21 protein-coding genes and 1 pseudogene are annotated in these 21,203 nt (G+C 34.9%); 21 read left to right on the top strand and 1 reads right to left on the bottom strand.

Going from position 1 to position 21,203, the window contains the following annotated elements; translation table 11 throughout:
- The first annotated feature begins 42 nt into the window (after positions 1-42).
- From QWC74_RS04135 to QWC74_RS14780, 9 genes are all read left to right on the top strand, one after another.
- On the top strand, positions 43-879 hold the full coding sequence (locus tag QWC74_RS04135) for a sugar phosphate isomerase/epimerase (RefSeq protein WP_006784710.1): 837 nt from the start codon (positions 43-45) through the stop codon (positions 877-879).
- Positions 880-906: 27 nt separating this feature from the next.
- A complete protein-coding gene (locus tag QWC74_RS04130; protein WP_006784709.1) occupies positions 907-1,656 on the top strand; it encodes an IclR family transcriptional regulator in 750 nt (249 codons plus the stop codon).
- Positions 1,657-1,680: 24 nt separating this feature from the next.
- A complete protein-coding gene (gene kduI, locus QWC74_RS04125; RefSeq protein WP_006784708.1) occupies positions 1,681-2,517 on the top strand; it encodes a 5-dehydro-4-deoxy-D-glucuronate isomerase in 837 nt (278 codons plus the stop codon).
- A 24-nt stretch (positions 2,518-2,541) separates the two neighbouring features.
- On the top strand, positions 2,542-3,180 hold the full coding sequence (locus QWC74_RS04120) for a bifunctional 4-hydroxy-2-oxoglutarate aldolase/2-dehydro-3-deoxy-phosphogluconate aldolase (RefSeq protein ID WP_006784707.1): 639 nt from the start codon (positions 2,542-2,544) through the stop codon (positions 3,178-3,180).
- Positions 3,181-3,192: 12 nt separating this feature from the next.
- A complete protein-coding gene (locus tag QWC74_RS04115) occupies positions 3,193-4,203 on the top strand; it encodes a sugar kinase (protein WP_006784706.1) in 1,011 nt (336 codons plus the stop codon).
- A gap of 25 nt (positions 4,204-4,228) precedes the next feature.
- Positions 4,229-4,990, top strand: coding sequence for a 2-dehydro-3-deoxy-D-gluconate 5-dehydrogenase KduD (gene kduD / locus QWC74_RS04110; RefSeq protein WP_006784705.1), 762 nt, complete (start codon positions 4,229-4,231; stop codon positions 4,988-4,990).
- 179 nt (positions 4,991-5,169) lie between these two features.
- The gene (locus QWC74_RS04105; RefSeq protein ID WP_070099668.1) at positions 5,170-6,549 is read left to right on the top strand and encodes an MATE family efflux transporter; all 1,380 of its coding nucleotides are present in this window, start codon (positions 5,170-5,172) and stop codon (positions 6,547-6,549) included.
- Between the two features lie 270 nt (positions 6,550-6,819).
- On the top strand, positions 6,820-7,827 hold the full coding sequence (gene rfbB, locus QWC74_RS04100; RefSeq protein ID WP_039930899.1) for a dTDP-glucose 4,6-dehydratase: 1,008 nt from the start codon (positions 6,820-6,822) through the stop codon (positions 7,825-7,827).
- A 128-nt stretch (positions 7,828-7,955) separates the two neighbouring features.
- Positions 7,956-8,090 carry a sugar nucleotide-binding protein gene (locus QWC74_RS14780; RefSeq protein WP_202795348.1) on the top strand — a complete coding sequence of 45 codons (135 nt, stop codon included), beginning with the start codon at positions 7,956-7,958 and terminating at the stop codon, positions 8,088-8,090.
- A gap of 218 nt (positions 8,091-8,308) precedes the next feature.
- On the opposite strand, the gene pulA is transcribed toward QWC74_RS14780, so the two are convergent.
- Positions 8,309-10,444, bottom strand: coding sequence for a type I pullulanase (pulA, locus tag QWC74_RS04095; protein WP_006784702.1), 2,136 nt, complete (start codon positions 10,442-10,444; stop codon positions 8,309-8,311).
- Between the two features lie 187 nt (positions 10,445-10,631).
- Between pulA and QWC74_RS04090 the strand changes: the two genes are divergently transcribed.
- The 12 genes and pseudogenes from QWC74_RS04090 to QWC74_RS04035 all read left to right on the top strand — a co-directional run.
- On the top strand, positions 10,632-11,294 hold the full coding sequence (locus tag QWC74_RS04090; protein ID WP_006784701.1) for an FMN-dependent NADH-azoreductase: 663 nt from the start codon (positions 10,632-10,634) through the stop codon (positions 11,292-11,294).
- Positions 11,295-11,309: 15 nt separating this feature from the next.
- Positions 11,310-11,816: an HdeD family acid-resistance protein gene (locus QWC74_RS04085; RefSeq protein WP_006784700.1), complete on the top strand. Its 507-nt coding sequence runs from the start codon at positions 11,310-11,312 to the stop codon at positions 11,814-11,816.
- A 170-nt stretch (positions 11,817-11,986) separates the two neighbouring features.
- Positions 11,987-12,784, top strand: a complete 798-nt coding sequence (locus tag QWC74_RS04080; RefSeq protein WP_006784699.1) for an amidohydrolase family protein — start codon at positions 11,987-11,989, stop codon at positions 12,782-12,784.
- 100 nt (positions 12,785-12,884) lie between these two features.
- A complete protein-coding gene (locus tag QWC74_RS04075) occupies positions 12,885-13,865 on the top strand; it encodes a tyrosine-type recombinase/integrase (RefSeq protein ID WP_006784698.1) in 981 nt (326 codons plus the stop codon).
- Between the two features lie 262 nt (positions 13,866-14,127).
- Positions 14,128-14,727, top strand: coding sequence for a hypothetical protein (locus QWC74_RS04070; RefSeq protein ID WP_006784697.1), 600 nt, complete (start codon positions 14,128-14,130; stop codon positions 14,725-14,727).
- A gap of 345 nt (positions 14,728-15,072) precedes the next feature.
- Positions 15,073-15,783: a hypothetical protein gene (locus QWC74_RS04065; protein WP_006784696.1), complete on the top strand. Its 711-nt coding sequence runs from the start codon at positions 15,073-15,075 to the stop codon at positions 15,781-15,783.
- A 112-nt stretch (positions 15,784-15,895) separates the two neighbouring features.
- Positions 15,896-16,411: a hypothetical protein gene (locus tag QWC74_RS04060; protein WP_006784695.1), complete on the top strand. Its 516-nt coding sequence runs from the start codon at positions 15,896-15,898 to the stop codon at positions 16,409-16,411.
- A gap of 15 nt (positions 16,412-16,426) precedes the next feature.
- Positions 16,427-16,609: a hypothetical protein gene (locus QWC74_RS04055; RefSeq protein WP_006784694.1), complete on the top strand. Its 183-nt coding sequence runs from the start codon at positions 16,427-16,429 to the stop codon at positions 16,607-16,609.
- A 994-nt stretch (positions 16,610-17,603) separates the two neighbouring features.
- On the top strand, positions 17,604-18,458 hold the full coding sequence (locus QWC74_RS04050; protein WP_006784693.1) for a hypothetical protein: 855 nt from the start codon (positions 17,604-17,606) through the stop codon (positions 18,456-18,458).
- 487 nt (positions 18,459-18,945) lie between these two features.
- The gene (locus QWC74_RS04045; protein WP_237701270.1) at positions 18,946-20,436 is read left to right on the top strand and encodes an aminotransferase class I/II-fold pyridoxal phosphate-dependent enzyme; all 1,491 of its coding nucleotides are present in this window, start codon (positions 18,946-18,948) and stop codon (positions 20,434-20,436) included.
- 21 nt (positions 20,437-20,457) lie between these two features.
- Positions 20,458-20,880, top strand: coding sequence for an adenosylmethionine decarboxylase (gene speD / locus QWC74_RS04040; protein ID WP_006784691.1), 423 nt, complete (start codon positions 20,458-20,460; stop codon positions 20,878-20,880).
- Positions 20,881-20,906: 26 nt separating this feature from the next.
- Positions 20,907-21,203: pseudogene (locus QWC74_RS04035) on the top strand (spermidine synthase); the annotation flags it as partial.

Raw genomic sequence — 21,203 nt, 5'->3', positions numbered from 1 at the left:
TTTAGGTGTTATAAAATGTTATAATAGGAGGTGATTAAGACGATGAAATTAGGAATTCGAGCTCATGATATTGGAACATTACCACCTAAGGATTTAGTTGATTCATTGGTAGAGAAAGGGTTTCATTCTATTCAGCTAGTTTTAAATAAGGCGATTGAATATCAAACGCAAATGCCTAAGATTTTAGATGAAGAGTTAGTTGAGGAGTTAAGTCTCTTTTTAAATGAGAGTCATGTCGAAGTTGCCATGCTTGGAGCCTATTTTAATCCCATTCATAGTGACAAGGAAAAAGTAAAAGATTCCGTTGAAAACTTTAAAAATCATTTAAGAAAAGCTCATTGTTTTAACACGACGTTAGTTGGAACGGAAACGGGATCTTATAATGATGATCAGTGGACATTCCATGAATCAAATGGTAGTGAAGAAGCTTTTTTAGAAGTGAAACGTGTTTTTTCACAACTTTTAGAGGTTGCAAAAGAATCTAATACTTATCTTGCCATTGAACCGGCGTATCAACATGTGATTTCAACTCCACGTCGTTTAAAACGTTTAATTGATGAATTGAATCATCCAAATACCGTGGTAACGTTTGACTTATTCAATTTATTGTCGAATGAGAATTATAAAAATCAACATCGATTAATTGATGAAATGGTTGAATTATTTCATGATAAGATTCGAATTGTTCATGCCAAAGATTTTATGGTCGAAAATCAACAAATAAGACAGGTAGCACCAGGAAAAGGATTACTCGATTATAAATATCTTCTTTCAAAATTAGAAGAATTAGATCAAGAACCAACGATTATTTTTGAAGGAGTCGTGGGTGAAGATATTTCTTATAGTCAACAGTATTTATTGGAGCTCCTTCAGTCTTAAATATTATTAAAGGACGTAGGAGAGTTTATGAAAATAAATCGAACAGCTAAACGAACCATTGAAATACTTGAATTAATTGCGTCATCCTCTGAAGAGTTGACATTAAATGATATAGCAACACGCCTTGAAATGCCAAAAACAAGTGCCTTTGATATTTTAGAAACATTAGTTGAGTTAAACATGCTATATATTAAAGAACATCGTTTAAAAACTTATGCCATTGGTGTCAAAGCATACGCCATTGGAATTGCTTATTCGAAGACTTCATTACTTTTAAACTCAGCGAATCCAATCTTAAGACAATTAAGCTTACAGACAGGACATACCGCTTTTATTGCAAAAGAGAATAATGGTAAATTAATATTTACGCTGAAACATGAGCCAACTAAGCGAATCATTGCAACGCCAGAGATTGGGGATGAAACTTATTTACATTCAACGGCCATTGGAAAAGCAATTTTAGCGTTTTCACCTCATCATGAGGAATTAATCAGGAAATTACAATTACTACCTTTAACTGAGCATACCATTACATCTAAGGTTGCTTTAAAAAGTGAACTTCAGCAAGTTAAAGTTAAAGGGTATGCAATTTCATGCCGTGAACATGAGGAGCATACGATGGCGATTGCTGCACCAATCTTTGATTATAATGGCGTGGTGTCATCTTCAATCGGAATCGTTAGCCTGTATAAAGAGGGTTACGATGTTGAACAAGATGCACAACTTGTAAAAGAAGCTGCTTATAAAATATCAAGGCTACTTGGCTATCAGGGATAATTTTATCAAAAAGGGGAATTAAAAATGAAATTAGAAACTCGTTATTCAAATCATCCAAATGATGTAAAACATTATACAACAGAAGAATTACGTGAACATTTCTTAATTGAAAAGGTATTCGTTGCGGATGAAGTCCAGTTAACTTATTCTCACAACGATCGTATCATTGCTGGTGGGATCATGCCTGTTGAGCAGCAATTAACACTAGTAGCTGGAAAAGAAATGGGAGTTGATTCATTCTTTGAACGTCGTGAAGGTGGAATTATCAACATTGGGGGATCTGGACGTATTGTCATCGATGGCGAAGTATTTGAATTAAATTATCAAGATGGACTATATATTGGGCTAGGGGTTAAAGAGATTACATTTGAGTCAATTAATCAAGAGCAACCCGCTAAGTTTTATTTTAATAGTGCACCGGCTCACCATCATTATCCTCATACTTTAATTACATTAGAAAAGGCGAATAAAGTACACTTAGGATCAGATGCTGAATCAAATAAACGTACGATTAATCAATATGTTCACCCAGCTGTTTGTCAATCTTGTCAGTTAGTAATGGGAATGACCATTTTAGCGCCAAATAATATGTGGAATACGATGCCATGTCATACGCATGAGCGTCGTATGGAAGTTTATTTTTACTTTGATTTAGATGAAAACAGCAATGTGTTCCATTTTATGGGACAGCCACAAGAAACACGTCACTTAGTCGTACGTAATGAACAAGCGGTTATTTCACCAAGTTGGTCAATTCACTCTGGCGTTGGAACAAGCCGTTATACATTCATCTGGGGAATGTGTGGAGAAAATATCACATTTGATGACATGGATCATGTTGCTATGAAAGATTTAAAATAATAAACAGGATAAATGAGGTGCCTTATGAAAAAATTCGAAGTAATCAAATCGTTAACAGATACAGGGGTAGTTGCCGTGGTTCGTGCAGAAAATGCACAACAAGGAATTGAAATTTCAAAAGCATGTTTAGCAGGTGGAATTAATGCCATCGAATTAACTTTCACAGTTCCAAATGCAGATGAAGTCATTAAAACATTAGTTAAAGAATTTGGAGATGAGATGTTAATCGGAGCGGGGACGGTTCTAGATAGTGAAACAGCTCGTATTGCAATTTTAGCAGGATCAAAATATATCGTATCTCCAGGGTTCGATTTAGAAACAGCTAAATTATGTAACAGATATCAAGTTCCTTACATGGCTGGATGTATGACAATTACTGAAATCATTACAGCTATGGAAGCTGGAGTAGATATTGTTAAAGTATTCCCAGGAAGTGCTTATGGACCAGACTTTGTTAAAGCAGTTAAAGGACCACTTCCACAAGCAAACATTATGCCAACAGGTGGAGTGAGCTTAGATAATGTTGATCGTTGGATTAAAAATGGTTGTGTAGCAGTTGGAGTAGGTAGCGACTTAACAGCACCAGCTAAACATGGTGATTATGCAGGTGTAACAGAGCTTGCTAAACAATTCGTTCAAAAAGTAGCTGAAGCTCGTCGATAATAGGGGGATATCATGAAAAAGTTTGTAACCTTAGGGGAGATTATGCAACGTTTAACCCCTCCAAACCATGATAAATTAGAACAATGCACTTCATTGAATGTGACTTATGGTGGAAGTGAAGCAAATATTGCGATTGCTTTAGCGAATTTTGGACATGATGTAAGGTTCGCTACAAAGCTTCCAAATAATCCATTAGGAGTGGCAGCATACCGCTCGCTTCGTCAGTATGGAATTGATTTATCACCTACGATTATGGGTGGTGATATTTTAGGAACCTATTATGTTGAAGTTGGGCACTCCATTCGTTCTTCAAATGTCGTGTACAATCGTAAACACTCAGCGATTGCGAATATCAAATATGATGAATTAAGTCTCACTGACATTTTAAAGGATCGCACACACTTACACGTCAGTGGAATTACACTTGCACTTGGGGAAGACCTTAAAAATTTCACTATTGATTTAGTAAAGAAAGCATTTGATTTAGGACTGATCATTAGTTTTGATTTTAATTACCGTGCTAAACTATGGACAGTTGAAGAAGCTGCTCAAGCGATTCGTCAAGTGTTGCCATATGTTCATATCGTGTTTGCAAGTTTATACGATATTGAAACCATTGGTGGATATACAACCGGTGAAGAATATGCGACGGTTGAAGCGCACCGCCAAGGTGTTTTCACACACTTTATGAATCATTCAAACTGTAAATGTATTTTTGGAACCATGCGTGAGCAGCATTCAACTCATCAAAATAGTTTAAGTGCGTATTGTTACACAGCTGAGGGGCTTGTACACTATACGAAAAAATATACCTTTGAAATTGTGGATCGTGTTGGAGCAGGAGATGCTTTCGTTGCAGGGTTAATGAATGTTTTAAATTTAGAAGAGCAAAACTATGTTGAAGCGGTTGAGTATGGATTAGCAAGTGGTGTTTTAAAACATACGATTAATGGTGATGTTTTAATTGCCAATGACAGTGATATTAAAGATCTGTGTAATGGATCAGTTGGAATGAAACGATAATTATAAAAGGAAAAGGGGAAAAGTCATGATTTTAGAACAATTCAATTTATCAGGTAAAGTAGCAATCGTAACAGGAGCAGGAGTAGGGTTAGGACGTGGAATGGCTTTAGGATTAGCAGAAGCAGGAGCTGATATTGTAGCAGTTGGGTTAGGAGCTTTAGATGAAGTTAAAGAAGCAATTGAAGCAACAGGTCGTCGTTGTTTACCTATTCAAGCAAACTTAATGTCAATTGATCCAGTTCAAGGAATTATTGATGCAGCGGTAGCTGAATTTGGACATGTTGATATCTTAGTTAACAACGCTGGGATTATTCGTCGTGAAGATGCAGTTGATTTCTCAGAACAAAACTGGGATGATGTGATGAATATCAACTTAAAAACAGTCTTCTTCTTCTGCCAAGCTATGGCAAACCAATTTATTAAACAACAAACGGGTGGAAAAATCATTAACATTGCCTCAATGTTATCATTCCAAGGTGGAATTCGTGTTCCTTCTTATACAGCAAGTAAATCAGGAATCAAAGGAATCACAATGGCCATGGCAAATGAATGGGCTAAATACGGAATCAATATTAATGCAATTGCACCAGGATATATGGCAACTGATAATACAGCACAATTACGTGCTGATGAAAAACGAAGTACAGAAATTTTAGATCGTATTCCTGCTGATCGTTGGGGAACACCTGAAGACTTAAAAGGACCAGTTGTATTCTTGGCAAGCTCAGCAAGTGACTATATCAATGGATATACAATCGCTGTTGATGGTGGATGGTTAGCACGATAATTTATAATAAGCAAAAGGGCACGCCAAGCGTGCTCTTTTTAATGAAACCATCATATGTTGAAATGTCGTATTTTATTTTAAAATAGGTGGCATTAGCTCGTATAATTTGATGAAGAATCACTTTATAATAGCTCATGAATATCAGGTTTTAGGACTCGAGGTGGGTGTAAGTGAAGGATATGAAACGATTAAAAAAAGAAATCATGCTACTCGGAATTCCCATTTTGATTGAACAGATTTTAACCACTACGATGGGAATGATGAACACCATGCTTTCTTCTAATTTAAAAGGTCAAGAAGGAATTAATGTTGTGTCAGCGATTTCAATGATTGACTCGTTTAGTTACTTGTTTATTTCTGTATTTACAGCATTAGCGATTGGGGGAACTGTTGTTGTTGCACAGTATATGGGGCGAGGAGATTGTCAAAAAGCAAATGAAGCAGCAAAACAAGGGGTAATGTCTGCAACTTTCATTTCAATTTTGATTACCATATTCTTATTTATATTTAATGCGCCACTCATTAGGTTGATTTATAACAGTGTTGAACCACAGGTTATGGAATATGGAATTAAATATTTTGGAATTGTCTTATTAAGTTTCCCATTTATGGCAATTACCTTAATTGCTAATGGAGTATTACGTGGGGCAGGAGATACAAAAACTGCTGCTATTAGCAATGTTATTGCTAACATTTTTAATATTGGATTAACCTATTTATTTCTATATGTCTTTGAATGGGGAATTATCGGTGCAGCTCTTGGAATTTCGCTTGCCCGTGCTATCGGGGCTAGTTATGTCCTATGGATCTTAATGAGTGGGAAAAAGGTGCTCAAACTAGAGAAACTGCATCACTATAAACCAAATTTTAAATTTTTAAGGCAAATTTTTTATGTTGGGGTGCCAGCAGGAGTTGAATCCATTATTTTTCATTTAGGAAAGCTACTGACACAAGTGTTTATTGGGGGAATGGGAGCTATTGCCATGTCTTCGAATTCCATTGCAAATTCCATTATTAACTTAATCAATATTCCGGGGAATGCTCTAACTACTGTCTCGACAACGATTATTGGACAAGAAATTGGGCGAGCGGAATATGATGAGGCTCGAAAAAGTTTAAGCTATATTACCCGCTTCGCCACCATATGTCTTGTTATTTTAGGTGCTTTATCGATTCCAACCGCGTGGTATCTTGTCGCGCTCTACACTGATCATGAAGCTGTGATGGATTATGCAACTAAATTAATTCAACTTAATGCCTTAGCGACACCGATTTGGGCCTTTTCATTTGTTTTACCAGGGGGGCTAAAAGGAGCAGGAGATGGAAAGTATACAATGAAAACAGCGATTACCGGTATGTGGGTCTTCCGCGTAGGACTTGGATATTTATTCGGTGTTGTCTTAAAATGGGGCGTATACGGTATCTTCATTGCCATGTTTGTCGATTGGGCAGTAAGAGGAACGCTATATATGATTCGCCTTCGTGGAGACAAATGGTTATCTCATCGATTGACAGATGATGAAGAAACAAAAGAAAAACTAAAAATTCAGGCTACTTAGACAAATAATATAAAAAAGACTATCAATCAAGATAAAATGTTATCGGTTTGATAGTTTTTTTGTTGGAAAAATAATAAAATAGACGGAGAGATTGTTTTCAAAGAAAATCAACCTTTAACTCAATAAATAAAACACTTATTTCAATTTCATGAGATAATAGGAAAGCTGTTGACGGACAGATTGTTATAATCTGAGGGATCGAAAGAAGGAATGGACATTTCTTTTACTAGAAAAAGAGAGAGATCAAAAATTATGGAAGGAGTTGAAGCAATGAAACTACTAGTAACAGGTGGAGCAGGTTTTATTGGCTCAAACTTTATTAATTATAGATTGAAAAAATATCCAAAAGACACTGTTGTGAATTTAGATGCTTTAACGTATGCAGGTAATTTGGAAAATTGCCAGAAGTTTGAAAGCAATCTAAATTACCAATTTGTAAAAGGCGATATTACCGATCGAGAGTTTATTTTTTCATTATTTGAAAAAGAGCAATTTGATGTGGTGGTAAACTTTGCGGCTGAGTCTCATGTCGATCGTTCGATTACACAACCGGACCTCTTTTTAAAAACGAATATTTTAGGAACACAAGTGTTGATGGATGCAAGTCGGGAGTATAAGGTTAGTCGATTTCATCAAGTTTCAACAGATGAAGTATACGGAGATCTCCCACTTGATCGACCAGATTTGCTTTTTACAGAATCATCTCCACTTCATACGTCAAGTCCTTATTCTGCTTCTAAAGCATCAGCTGATTTACTTGTACTCGCTTACTACCGGACATTTGGTTTACCAGTGACGATTTCCCGCTGCTCAAATAATTATGGACCCTATCAGTTTCCTGAAAAGCTCATCCCATTAATGATTCGCTGTGGGCTTAAAGGAGAGAAATTACCTGTTTATGGAACGGGGTGTCAGGTCCGTGATTGGTTACATGTTGAGGATCATTGTCAGGCCATTGATTTAATTTTACAAAAGGGGCGTTTGGGTGAAGTCTATAATGTTGGTGGGCATAATGAACGAACAAATTTAGAAGTGGTGATGACGATTATGCGGGCATTGAATATTTCAGAGAATCAATTATCATTTGTTGAAGATCGATTGGGACATGATCAACGTTATGCGATTGATCCAACGAAAATTCAGACTGAACTTGGTTGGTATCCCGTTCATTCATTTGATGATGGGATTCAAGAAACGATTGAGTGGTATTTATCTCATCAGGATTGGTGTGATCACATTGAACGTGGTGAGTATCAAAAGTATGGTAATTTTAAATGATAATTGTAGTAACAGGTGTAAATAGGTAACGAAATTATTCATTGTTTAACATATTCAGTAGTAAACAAAGCAGAAGAAACCGAATATTACTTTAAAGTAATTTGAAATGCCACAAGAATCAGATTCATGTGTACGGCGCTAATAAATTAAAAGAGGAACCAGATGTTCAAGAGATATTAGATAAATTCGGTATTATCTGCATTTCATGGGTTTTTAGTAAGAGTGGGAATAATCTTATAAAAACAATATTGCGATTGATATGAGTTTCCCGCTCAAATAGTTGAACTAACTGAAGTCAGTGCTAGTTTATTAAAAATTTCAACAACCGAATAGGGGGCAAAAGTCAAGAGGCCACTCAATAGCCGATTGAGTAAAACTAAACTAATTGAAGCGGGTTTTTCCCTGTCACCGTTACGGTCAGAGTCTCTTAACGAATATTTAAAAAGCCTTTAGGTTTTCATAAGACCTAAAGGCTTTTGTTTTATTTTGCTAAAACAACTAATTCAATTGAATCAACTGTTAATTCATTGACTGAGTTTTGTTCCGTTAGGACACCAGCCTGATTGGCAATTAATTGATAATCATCTTTTAGTTTGATATCAATTGAGGTATGTGTTGGGTTCATGAATACTTTAATTTCTTCATATGGTCCATAAGCTTGTACATTAGAAATCGTGTATTCAATCACACGATTTTCAAGACTACGTACAGTCACGTGTTTTTTTATTTCTTCTGCTGTGTTTAAGCGAAGAGCTTTTAATTCTTTACGTAATTTGATGAATCCTTTTACGAATTCGACTGTTTCAATGTATTCGTCTTTGCGGTCCCAATCTAGTTTATTCACACTATCAGGTGACGTATAAGAATTATGGTCTCCGTCTTTTGTACGGTTAAATTCTTGACCGGCATGTAAGAAGGCAATCCCTTGAGAGACTAAGATTAAAGCGGTAATCATTTTTTGACGTTTTAATCGAGTTTCTAATGATTCGCATTTATTTGATAACATAATTTTATCAAATAGTGTCATGTTATCATGACACTCAACGTAGTTTAACGTCATGGTTGGTTCTTTAAAGACTGGTTTTGTTCCAATAGAAGTGCATGATCCCGCTATGACGTTCATCGCACGATTAATTTCTCCTGTGTATCCAAGACCGTATCCAATATCAGACATTTCTGTTTCAAAAGGTGATCCTTTAATTCCACGTCCGAATTGGTCATTAAAGTGCGCAATTTTTGGCATTTTTTCATTATTGAACATCATCGCTTTTAATTCATCATCCATTAATGTTGGCATATTCCATCCTTCACCATATACCATGACAGATGAATCAATCGCCTGGCATTCTTCTGTTAGTTGGTTCATCGTATCGATATCCAAAATTCCCATTAAGTCAAAGCGGAATCCGTCAAATCCATAATCACGAATCCACATTTTTGTTGAGTCAATAATGAATTTACGGCACATTGGACGTAACGAGTCAACGTCATTTCCGCACCATGAACCATTTGAAACTTCACCATTTTCACCTAGGCGGAAGTAGTAGTTAGGCACAATATTTTCAAAGGCTGATGATCCGGCATCAAACATATGATTGTAAACAACATCCATTGTGACACGGAATCCTTTTTCATGAAGTTTAGCAATCATTTGTTTCATTTCAATGATGCGTGAATAAGGATTTAAAACATCTGTTGCGTAAGAACCTTCTGGGACGTTGTATTGAACTGGATCATACCCCCAGTTATAAGTTTCGAATTGATTTAATTCATCGACTGATCCAAAATCGTAAGTCGGTAATAACTGAATATGTGTAACACCTAAGTCAACTAAATAATCAAGACCGGTTAAAGTCCCACGGCTTGTGCGAGTTCCTTCCTCAACAACTCCTAAGAATTTACCCACATTTTTAATTCCTGAATTTTTATGAACTGAGAAGTCACGAACGTGCATTTCATAAATAATTGCATCGGTATATGACTGTACTTTTGGTGCCATCTCGCGATTAGAGTCAATTTTAATTTTTTCAGGATCGACGATCACTGTACGTTTATGATTTGGAGTTGACGCAATGGCATATGGATCAGTTGCCTCATTCCATGTTCCATTAACTTTAACGAGGTAAACATATGAGGCTAATTCTAAGTCACCTTTAACGGTTGCAGTCCATACTCCATTTTCTTCACGTGATAAATCATAAGTTTGATAATCACCCTTAACTTTGATATCCACTTTTACACGATTTGCAATCGGTGCCCATACTTTAAAGATTGTCGCTTCTTTTGTGTATGTTGTTCCTAAATCATCACCCGCGTAGTAGAATTCTTCATCGAATTCTTTTGTACGGACGACATATCCAAATTGTAAAGGCGTTTGTAAATTATGGTCATCTGCCACACGATACTCTCCACCAAATGTTAAGCTTGGAGATTTTAATAAGTATTTAACGTAATCTCCATCTTCAACTTTTTCAAGGATTTCTAATTCAACTGAGGCTGAATTTTCATCTTTTAAACGGAAAGTAGAGCTTTCCCCATTATAAAACGTCTTTTTTAAATAAACGGTAATTGTTTCATATTGATCCACATAAGCTTCGAATGTTTGCATCTTTCTCATGTCTAAATCCCCCTTATCATACTGTTGTTTTCATTATAGCGAAGAAAATCAGGATAAGAAAGGGCTTTTAAGAGTGTAACCCATTACACGTTGAATCGTTTCAATACAACTTTTTATAAATTAAGGTTATAAGGGTGAAAAAACGAGACATACTAAAAATAGGTATATCATAAGGAGTGTCTTTTCTATGAAAAAGTTATTGTATATTGTTGCAAGTTCGAAGCCGGAATCTTTATCGAGTTGTCAACGAGGTGCACGTATTTTCTTAAATTGTTTTTTAGAGCAGCATCCTGAGTATGTGATTGAAGAAATTAATGTTTTTCATGATGCTATTCCACAACCAAATGATCACCATTTTTTATCACGCGCTACCCTTGTTAATGGCGACCGATTTAGACAGTTAAGTGAGCAAGATCAAAACATTGTCAATCGGATGCAACAACTGTGTGACCAATTTAAGAGTGCCGATCGCTATGTCATTGCAGCACCGATGTGGACGTTATCATTCCCTTATAAATTAAAGCAATACCTAGATTGTTTGATTTTAAATGACCAAACGATTTCTATTTCTCCTAAAGGGGTAAAAGGCCTACTTCATACTAAAAAACGAAAGGCAATTTATATTCAATCATCTGCTGATATTTACCCATTTAAAAGTATGAGTATTCCGTTCGTTGGAACTCGTGTCAATCATGGAATTACGTATCTTTATGATGTTTTTCGTTTTTTAGGAATTGAGTGTATTGAACCGTTACTCATTCAGGGAACTGAAATTGATGATAGTGGCATTGAACTTGCGTTAGCAAAAGCAAGTGGTGAAGTGGCACATCGATGTGAGGCGTTTAAATAAGAAGGAGGATTTTTGATGTCATCATTTTTAGAAAAAATGTTTGTGATAGAAGGGATTATTTTTGGGGTTCTTGGAATCTTGTTCTTTATCTTCCCAATAGAAACGATTATGAGTATGAGCACGATTATTGCCGTACTATTTGTAATTGTGGGCATTTCAACGATTATTCGGACAAGTGGACGGGAAGAAAGATGGTTCTTTATTTTTAATGGAATCATTAATATCTTATTTGGCTTAGTTTTATGGCTCTATCCCTTATCAACGATTAATATTTTAATTTTCTCTTACGGAATTTGGGTCTTAGTTCGTGGTATTTATTTGTTATTGATGTCATTGACTAGAGGATATTTTGGGTTAAATGCTTATACAGTTTATAATGTGATTTTAATTTTATTTGGTGTCATTGTGGTCTTTCAACCGTTCACAGTACTAATGACAGCACCGTATTTGATTGGAACGGCTCTTATTGTCACAGCGGTTGGTGAAATTTATCTAGGAATAAAACTTAAAGATACGTTTTAAAAGCTTCTATTTGGAAGCTTTTTTTCTTTCTATATTATATAAGGATATTGTTTGTTTTGTTATTTAGGATTTAAGGTGCATTTTTAAACCGTTCTTTCTCATATTTCAAGAGGTGACCCATCTCTGTTTTTATTGTATAATAAGTCCATCAAATAAAACGAGGTGGAAGTATGATTATTGATTCGCATGCTCATATAGGGGAAATGTTAAATTTTAAGCTCTCAGAAACCGTATTACTAGATTCAATGGAACGATATGCGATTGATTTTTGCTTAGTTTCGAATGTTGAATCTTCAGAAGTTGATCATGAACAAGTACTCATTCCAAGTTGCTCTCAACATTCACAACTAAAGAGTAATGAGAGAGTATTGAAGTTTGTAAAGCAGCATCCCAATCGATTAGGTGCTTTAATCTGGGTGAAACCGTTGCTTGAAGCGGTTGATGCCTCTTTAGAGGCATTGATTGAAGAAAATCGAGCGGTTATCTATGGTTTAAAAGTTCATCCTTATCATTCAAGGGTGGCATTTGATGATAAACGGATGATTCCTTATTTTGAGTTGGCACGAAAATATCAGCTTCCAATTGTGACTCATACCGCAAACGATCCGTATTCAACACCGTTACATGTTTATGAGGTAGCCAAGCGATATCCTGATTTGAATTTTGTGATGGTGCATTTAGGGCTCGGAACGGATCATGAATTAGCGATTAAACTGATTTCAAAGTTACCGAATCTTTATGGTGATACAACTTGGGTTAATGCAAAAGATACCCTTAAAGCCATCAAAGTTTGTGGAGTGGATAAAATCATGTTCGGAAGTGATAATCCGATTGATGGATTGGAGACTCTTGGAAAGCGTATTTATCAAGATTATTTTTATGACCTGAAAAATTCTTTAAGTCATACGGATTACGAAAAATTAATGGGGTTAAATGCCAAACAAATTTTTAAGATTAAATCATTCTAAATGATGAGTGGTTATTTGTGGTATTTTATTTTTTATTATCCAAAAATTTTTAAGTTGTGATATGATTAAATGTGGAATAAACAGGAGAATGGTGAGTAGAATGGAGATAGTTTTATCACAAAATAGAGCCGTCGGCGAATCTCAAAAAGTACACTTTATTCGTCACTTTTTAAATTTAAAAGCAAGCAGTAGTCACTACACTGCGATTTCATATGAAAGAGACATTTTGGATTTTTTTCAAGTTGATTATATTGAACAGATTCAATTAGAACAAATCATAGCAGTTAATATGTTTGATGTCGAACATTATTTACTTGATTTAAAAGGAAAAGGATGTGCTTCTGCTACGATCAATCGCAAGGTCTCTTCACTGAGCTCTTTGTATAAGTGGCTATTAAAATATCAAGATAATCGAACGGGAAAATCATTACTTTATTTTAACCCGTTTGGAAATTTGAAAGATGAAAAGCCAAAGGTGAATAATAAGGAAACAGAGTTTTTAACTCAGGATGAGTGTCAACGACTGATCTCAATCTTTGATACAAGAAAAATTGTGGAACTTCGTAATAAAACCATTATCGTCTTAGCACTTACGACTGCACTTCGTAAATCTGAAATGATTAATATTAAATTAAAAGATATTACGACATATGGTGAGTATGATGTCATTCATGTCATGCGAAAAGGAAATAAAAAAGATATGGTAAAAATTCAGTCGAGTCTGAAGCGGTTGATTGAAGAATATATCGAGCGCACTAATCGTGATATGATCCAGGATGCAGAATCATATTTATTTATTGGCCACTCTCGTAATAAAAGGAATAATGAGAAACTTGATCCAAGCTCTTTGAATTATATGTTGAAATCAACTTGTAAAAAGGCTGGGATAGATAAACATTTAAAAGTTCATTCAACTCGGCATACGGCAATTACCCTTGCTATTACAGGTGGGGCAAGTATTGAAAAAGTTCGAGATTTTGCGGCTCATCAAAATATAGCGACAACCAATCGATACGTCCATTCGATAGATAAATTAAAAGATAATGCAGGGGACTATATTCATATTGATGATTTATTTTAATTTTTACAATGAAAATAAGGTTCGATAAAATTTATGTTGTAGTCCTTTTATCTTATAGGCTCGTAGCAAATAGACGAATTTGAAGTTTATTTGCTACGAGTTTTTTTACTTCAAATAGGTTCTTCGAATATAGGAAATTAGCTTAAAAAAAAAAAATCTTAAAGTAAATGATTATGTCTATACACCAGATAGTTTCTTTGAATATAGTATCTTAGCTTATGAATCTAAGCTTGAAAGTAAAAATTTAAAACGAGGTGTTACAATGCCAAATTACTTTATTGTTCAAACAGGAAATGATGGAATGGATCGCGATTGTCATGAACACAATCATCATGATCGCGATTGTCATTGCCGCTGTAAACACGAATCACAAGAACCAACTAGAAACTGTGAATGTCAATCTTCAGGAGAGTTATTAGATAATCCAGGATTTGAATCTTTTACAGCAGCAGAGGTTCCAACTGATTGGACTGTTACTGGTACAACTGCTAGCCAAATTTCCCAGGGGCGAGTTCACTCAGGACAATCAGCTGTTAGATTATCAGGTAATACTACTTTAACACAGACAGTAGACGTTTCTGATGATAGTCGATGTTACTATGAGTTTTCATTCTTTGCTAACGCTCAGGGGACTGGCGGACCACTAACTGCTACTGTAACTTTTTTACCTTCTAATGTAGTTGGGTTAACAATTCCGATAAGAAGTGGGGATCTTCCAACAGGTGAAAGTATTTTCTCATATTATCGTGGTATTACTTCGCAAGCACCCGCTGGCACTGAACAAATAGAAGTGAGATTCGTATATGGTAATGCCGGCATCGAGGCAGTAAATATAGACGATGTTTCTTTATCAGTCGATTAAAAATCTTAAGTTATCAAAATAGGTTCTCTTATTAAAAACATGATATAAGCGCCATTTAGTAAAGATAATTTCTGTATTCAACAGGAATTATCTTTTTTTCATGTTAGAGGATAATAAAAAAGAATAAGTCATTCTTCAAATGAATAAAGTTGTTAACAGAAAGCTAAGTGAGAGATAAACTCTTAGATGAGCGCTACCTTTAAGTAAAAGATATTGTGTAGATTATATGATCTATCAACTCTTAGATTTATTCATTTATGTTGTCATTTTTTTATAAATCAGTTCGACTTTGATAGGTTTTAACATAAGCTTAAGTATAAGTCTTATGAAATAGGAGAGAATGGGATGAATAAGAAATTTATTTTTACTTTTTTTAATGTGGTTAGTTATGTATTTTTATTAGTTTGTTCTTTTTTTATTAATGGAAAAACAGCCTTCAGTGTAGCGGGAGCTCAACCGCTTATTACCCCAGCACCTTACGCGTTTTTGATTTGGATTATCATCTATTTATTATTTGGGATTTGGATTATAAGATTTGGCTTTAAGTCTACTGAATACGATGTTGCATATCAAAAAGTGAGTCGCTTTATCCCGTTAGTATTTTGCTTTGCTGGAGGATCGTTGTTGGTTGGTCAACCAATTGCAGTTTTTTGTATCATAGGTTCTTTATTAATGACTGTATTCAGTTATATCTCTTGCCGACATGCCACTAGTAAATCATCTTTTTTTAGAGTGCCATTATCCGTTTATTTAAGTTGGATTTCAATTGCTAGTTTGATTGAAACTTTGATTGTGTTAAAGAGTCGTTGGGGTGTTGAATTATTCGGATTATCTGAGACGTTTTGGACAATTTTTCTTTTAATGTTTATTGGATTTATCGCAATTACTATTTTGTCAACACAACAGGACTTTATTTATCCGTCTGTCATTATTTGGGCATCGATTGGGATTGCAATGAATCATTTGAATCATGCGTCAATTTTTATAACGTGTTGTGGCGTTATCTTATTAATTGGTCTGATGATGGATTATATGAAGCGAATCACAGAAAAATAGAGAAAACGTTTTAATTTATTGAAATATTCCTCTTTCGTTTTGAATAGGATGTATTAGAAGGGATTTAGGAATAAGGGTGATGTGTGTGATGATTGGCCAGGAGATTTTTTTTATGGCATTAGAGGAAATCAAACAGGAATATCCTAAATATGAATTTATGGTTAGCCGTGATGTCACTTGGATTTTACAAAAAAAGATGAAGCGTTTAATCGAAGAAAAGGGACTTCCTTTTGAATTGTATCAAGATTATCCTCTTGAAAAGGGATGTTATGAACACAAAGAGAATGAATTAGTTTTGGTGACTCAAGGAACTAATTACAAAGAATTATTTAGTGGGAGAGCTCAGGCGGAGTTAGTGATTCGTATCTTATTAGAACCATCAAAATTACGTCAAGATGTATGCTCACACCATTTACCTCGTGTATTGGTTACGCAACTGACAGAGAATATTAGAAAAGTTCAGAGTTTAGTTCACTCAGGAAAAACGAAAGAAGGGATTTCTTTATTGATTGACGAGTATTCAAGACACCGCCATCAAGTGATTCAGGATAAAGACGTTGTTTGGGAATCATGGGGAGATTATGATGATTCAGGATTTAATATTTCAGTTCTGGTTGCTACTTTTTAAAGGGGGGACGAGGAGATGGAGCGGCATTTTAAAATTATTGATCATTACTATCCTCATGATGAAATTTGGATTGTTAATGAAAGTAAATTAAAAGCAGATTTTAGATATCTTAAAGCAGCTAATCTTGAAGAATTGTTAGCACAAATGAGAGAACAAGGGTATGATGTTTTAGAATTTAATCTTCCTAAGAATTATTAGAAGAAAAAGGAGACGCTTTTTTATAAGGGTCTCCTTTTTAGCTTACTGTTCAAAAATGTGACTGCTTGAAGTAGGAGGGGCGATAGAGAATTAGGATTTTTTTATAGGTCGGAAGTTCTAACTTATTTTTGCATAGAAGTGATACGCCCGGGGCTGTGAAGATTTTGAGTGAGATTGCTTCTTTTTGCTCAAAAGAAGACAATGTTTATCTTGAGCGCTTAAGGGAATAGCTAGGAGTTTTCGATTTGTTTTTACAATCAGATTTGGGACTATCTACGGTATTCTCACGTCACTTATGTAGTTATTCATCCTTTTCTTTTGTTTTTTTTAGCGTCGAACACTAACTCGTTTTTATTCTAAATGAATTTTAATTGTTTTATAACGCATCTATTTTCTTTGTTATTAGGATTCACGTGTGACAGTAATTCTAAATGAGTAGCTTAGCTTCTTGTATCCCAACATAACAAGCTTTTATTCAGCAAGTATTTTGAGTGTATCTTTATGATTTTATGAGTTAAATAACACGTCGCTTCGAAATTCTATTTTTGCAATTTTCATCATCATGATTGGAATTGTTTAGTCGTTTTTTCTCCAATGTTAACATAGGACTTAAACTATCACTATTTGACTGCATTTTTTATCCCTCATGCTATTTCTTTATAAGTAAATAATAAATTTCCATATTTTAACTCATCTCTTCGCTTTTTTCTTGTTCTTCTTTTGTGGTCTCTTTATTTTTTTCTTTCATCCCTTTTTCTGTTTTTATTTTTTTTGCTATTTTTTTATATTCAATATAATAAAAGTTATATTGAATATAAACTTATCGTAGTTTTTGTGTATACTTTCGTATACTATTGTAAACACGTTATTTACGTCGGTGTATGAGTTTGTATACTTATGTATACTTTTGTGCACATGGAATAGGGGTGGTAGCAAAAAATAAAAAAATAGGGTATAATAAAGAAAAAAGTGCGATGGAAAAAGGTGAAGATAGATGGCAGATGCAGTATTAAGTGTGCGAATTGATGAGGAATTAAAGCAGAAGTTTCTCGTTTTAGCGCAAGAAAATGGGATTAATAACAAAGAATTAATGGAAGTCATGGTGTCACAGTTTGAGTTAGCGCAAATTGGAGATGGATCCACTCAGTTTAATCAAGACTTAGAAGAATTACAACGAATTACAAAACGTATGAATGATATTTATATTAATATGTTTGAGCGAACTCAAGTGCGTGAATTAGAGATTAAAAATAAGGAATCAATCTTAAGACATAAACAAGAGGAAGAAATTGCGGCTCTAAACGAAAAATTGGAGATTATAGAGCAAAAAGATAAAGAATTACAGGGTTTAAAGGATAAACTCAAGAAGATGTCTCAGGATTTTGGTGTCTTAAAAGAGGAGCAAGAGAATATTCGTGAGTTAAATCAGTTATTAAAAGATAAAAATAGTCAGTTAGAGAAAGTATTTGCTGATTCGCAAGCTAAAATAGAAGCGGCAAATCAGGTGCTTGAGGAGTCGGTGAAGTTAAAGGCGTTGGTTCAGGATCAAGAAGCGTTAATTAAACGCCAAGAATTCCAGTTACAAAAAGAGATAGAAGAACAACAAAATTTGAAAGTGAAGATGGAAGAAGAGAAAAGAATAGCAATCCAAACGCTTCAACAGGAGTTTGAATTCGAGAGACGAAATCATCAGTTAGCCTTGAGTGAAATGCAATTGGAAATGAAGAAGCAGGCTGCTATAGAACTTGAAGAAGTGAATGAAAAGGCACGAAAGCAAATTGAAGAGTTATCAAAAGAAAAACAGGATTTAGTAGAAGTTTTAAAACAAAAAAATGCCAGCCTAGACTAGTTTGATATCAGCACTAGTGATAGAAGAAAATGAACGAATTAATGTATTTGTCACTTTATGTGATGAACAAATGTATGTTGTAAAGAGGGTTGGCCTGTGTAAATCACCGCTTAAATAGCAGTGATTTTTTTGTTTACGTATAGTGTTAGTTGTGAAAATTGAATACAACAAAAAGTTTAGTATTCTATTACTTGAGGTAAAAAGTGAGAAAAATATCAAAAAAAGTATTGATTTTATTAAATTTATATAATAAACTAATCGTAATTCAACTGAAAGTTGGATTTAATCGATGTATAAATGCTTTAAAAAACAATAATTGGTATCAAAATCACCGATTAGAAGGTATTTTTTAGGGTATTTATATTTTTTGTTTGTTGTTTAATTTATTGTTTTTTTGGAAAAAATATATTTTTTTACCCAAAAAGTTTATAAATACTAAACAAAACGTGTTATATTCTTAGATTTTTAATTGAAAGGAGGGAAAAAGGTGTTGCAACTAAGTGCAAAAGAATTGAGAGAGAACAGAGAATTGGCATTTCAAAAAACTCATCATCAAAAGTTGCCACTGCTTAACGCTCTTAAACAATATGGTGAGAAAGATATTGCTGCTTTTGATGTACCAGGACACAAGCGAGGCGTTGGGGTGAAAGTACTAAGAGACTATTTTGGAACGGAGCTGATGAAATTAGATGTCAATTCATTGCCACTTCTAGACAATGTCTCTAACCCAAAGGGGGTCATTGCCGCATCACAAGCTCTACTTGCTGATGCCTATCAATCAGATGCTGCTTTTTTTATGACAAATGGGACAACGTCTGCGATTCATTGCATGTTAATGTCTGTTTTAAAACCAGGTGATAAAGTCTTATTACCACGTAATATTCATAAGTCTGCACTTAACGGATTGATTTTGTGTGGTGCGATTCCTGTTTATTTACCGACTGAGTTTAGAAGTAAAGAAGGAATTTCAGCCAATGTGGATCCACAGGAGATAAAAAAAGCATTAATGAGCGATGAAGAAATTAAAGCCGTCTTTTTGCTCAATCCAACGTATTATGGATTTGTGACGGACTTGAAGACCATTATTACGATCAGTCATGAGCGAAATGTTTTAGTGTTAGTCGATGAAGCGCATGGTGCGCATTTTCCGTTTCACGAGGGATTGCCTCCATCAGCGATGGAGCTTGGGGCAGATATTTCCTGTGTCAGTCTCCATAAAACAGGTGGGGCACTCACACAGGCATCAGCCATGCTTGTCAATTCGAGTCGAGTGGATGTCATGAAAGTTCAACAAGTCATTAATATGCTCCAGTCCACATCCGCATCATACTTACTTATGGGAAGCTTAGATGGAGCGAGACAAAATTTAGTCTTACATGGCAACAAACGATTAAGTCATGTCATTAACTTAAGTCATTATGCGAGAGAACAACTCAATCAAATTCCAGGAATTCAAACCATTCAACCTCAGGATTCTAAACGTCCATTTGATGTGACCAAACTTGGAATCCATGTTGCCGGACTTGGGATGACTGGTTTTGAAGTATACGATTTGTTGTGGAAGGAATTTTCCATCCAACTTGAAATGGCGGATTTAAATAACGTCTTAGCTATTATTAGTTTAGGGGATTCTAAGCGAAATATTGAGCGTTTAATTGAAGCTTTTCGTTTGTTATCTAAACGTTATACGAAGGCTAAAACAAGTCATTTAATTCCTACTCGACAAATTGAACCAGAAGTTAAACTCTCACCTCGTGATGCTTATTTTAGCGAGAAAGAGTTAGTTCTTCTTGAAGAATCATCAGGGAAAATTTCGGGAGAATCTATTTTAGCCTATCCCCCAGGGGTTCCAATTATTGCACCAGGTGAACTAATTACAAATGAAGTCATTCGAACCTTAAAACAGTTAATGAAAAGTGGTGCTTTTTTAACGGATCAAACGGATAAAAATTTAGATCACATTTTAGTCATTAAATAAACAAAAAAGGAGTCCTAAAAGATGCATAAAGTTGAAACATTAGGTCGCCATATTTTAGTTGAATACTATAATTGCGATAAAGAAGTATTAAAGAATCCAATGTATATTGAAAAATCAATGAATGAGGCAGCCATTGAAGCAAAAGCAACGATTGTTGAATCGGTTTTCCATCATTTTAATCCATGGGGCGTAAGTGGTGCTGTTATCGTAGCAGAATCTCATTTAACGATTCATACTTGGCCGGAGTATGGATTTGCTTCAGCGGATTTCTTTACATGTGGCGATATTGATCCATGGAAGAGTTTTGAATATTTAGAAGACTTATTAAAAGCAGAATTTAGTGAATCAATTGAAATTCCAAGAGGATTAACCTCTAAAATTCAGAAACATAGTAAAGAAGATTTAGGATTAATTACACATAAACCAGTCGAACAAGCTGGATAGCGTCACAAAGATAAGGAGAGATCAAGATGGAGTTTTGGTATACAGAAGAATGGACAAATAAGGTACGTTTCTCAGTAAAGGTTGAGAAGCAATTATTTTCAAAGAAATCAGATTTTCAGCAAGTTGATGTATTTAAAAGTGAAGAACTCGGTACATTTTTAACGTTAGATGGATTAATGATGGTCAATGAGAAAGATGAATTTATTTATCATGACTGCATTGTACATACCCCAATGTGTGTGAATCCAGCCATTAAAAAGGTGCTAGTAATCGGCGGCGGTGACGGGGCCGAAACGCGACTTATCGCCGTCGCGCAGCTCCAG

It is taken from the genome of uncultured Turicibacter sp. (genome assembly GCF_938044715.1).
GTDB lineage: Bacteria > Bacillota_I > Bacilli_A > MOL361 > Turicibacteraceae > Turicibacter > Turicibacter sanguinis.
Note: the sequence above shows the minus strand (reverse complement) of the source record. Positions and strands in the feature narration are given on the sequence as shown.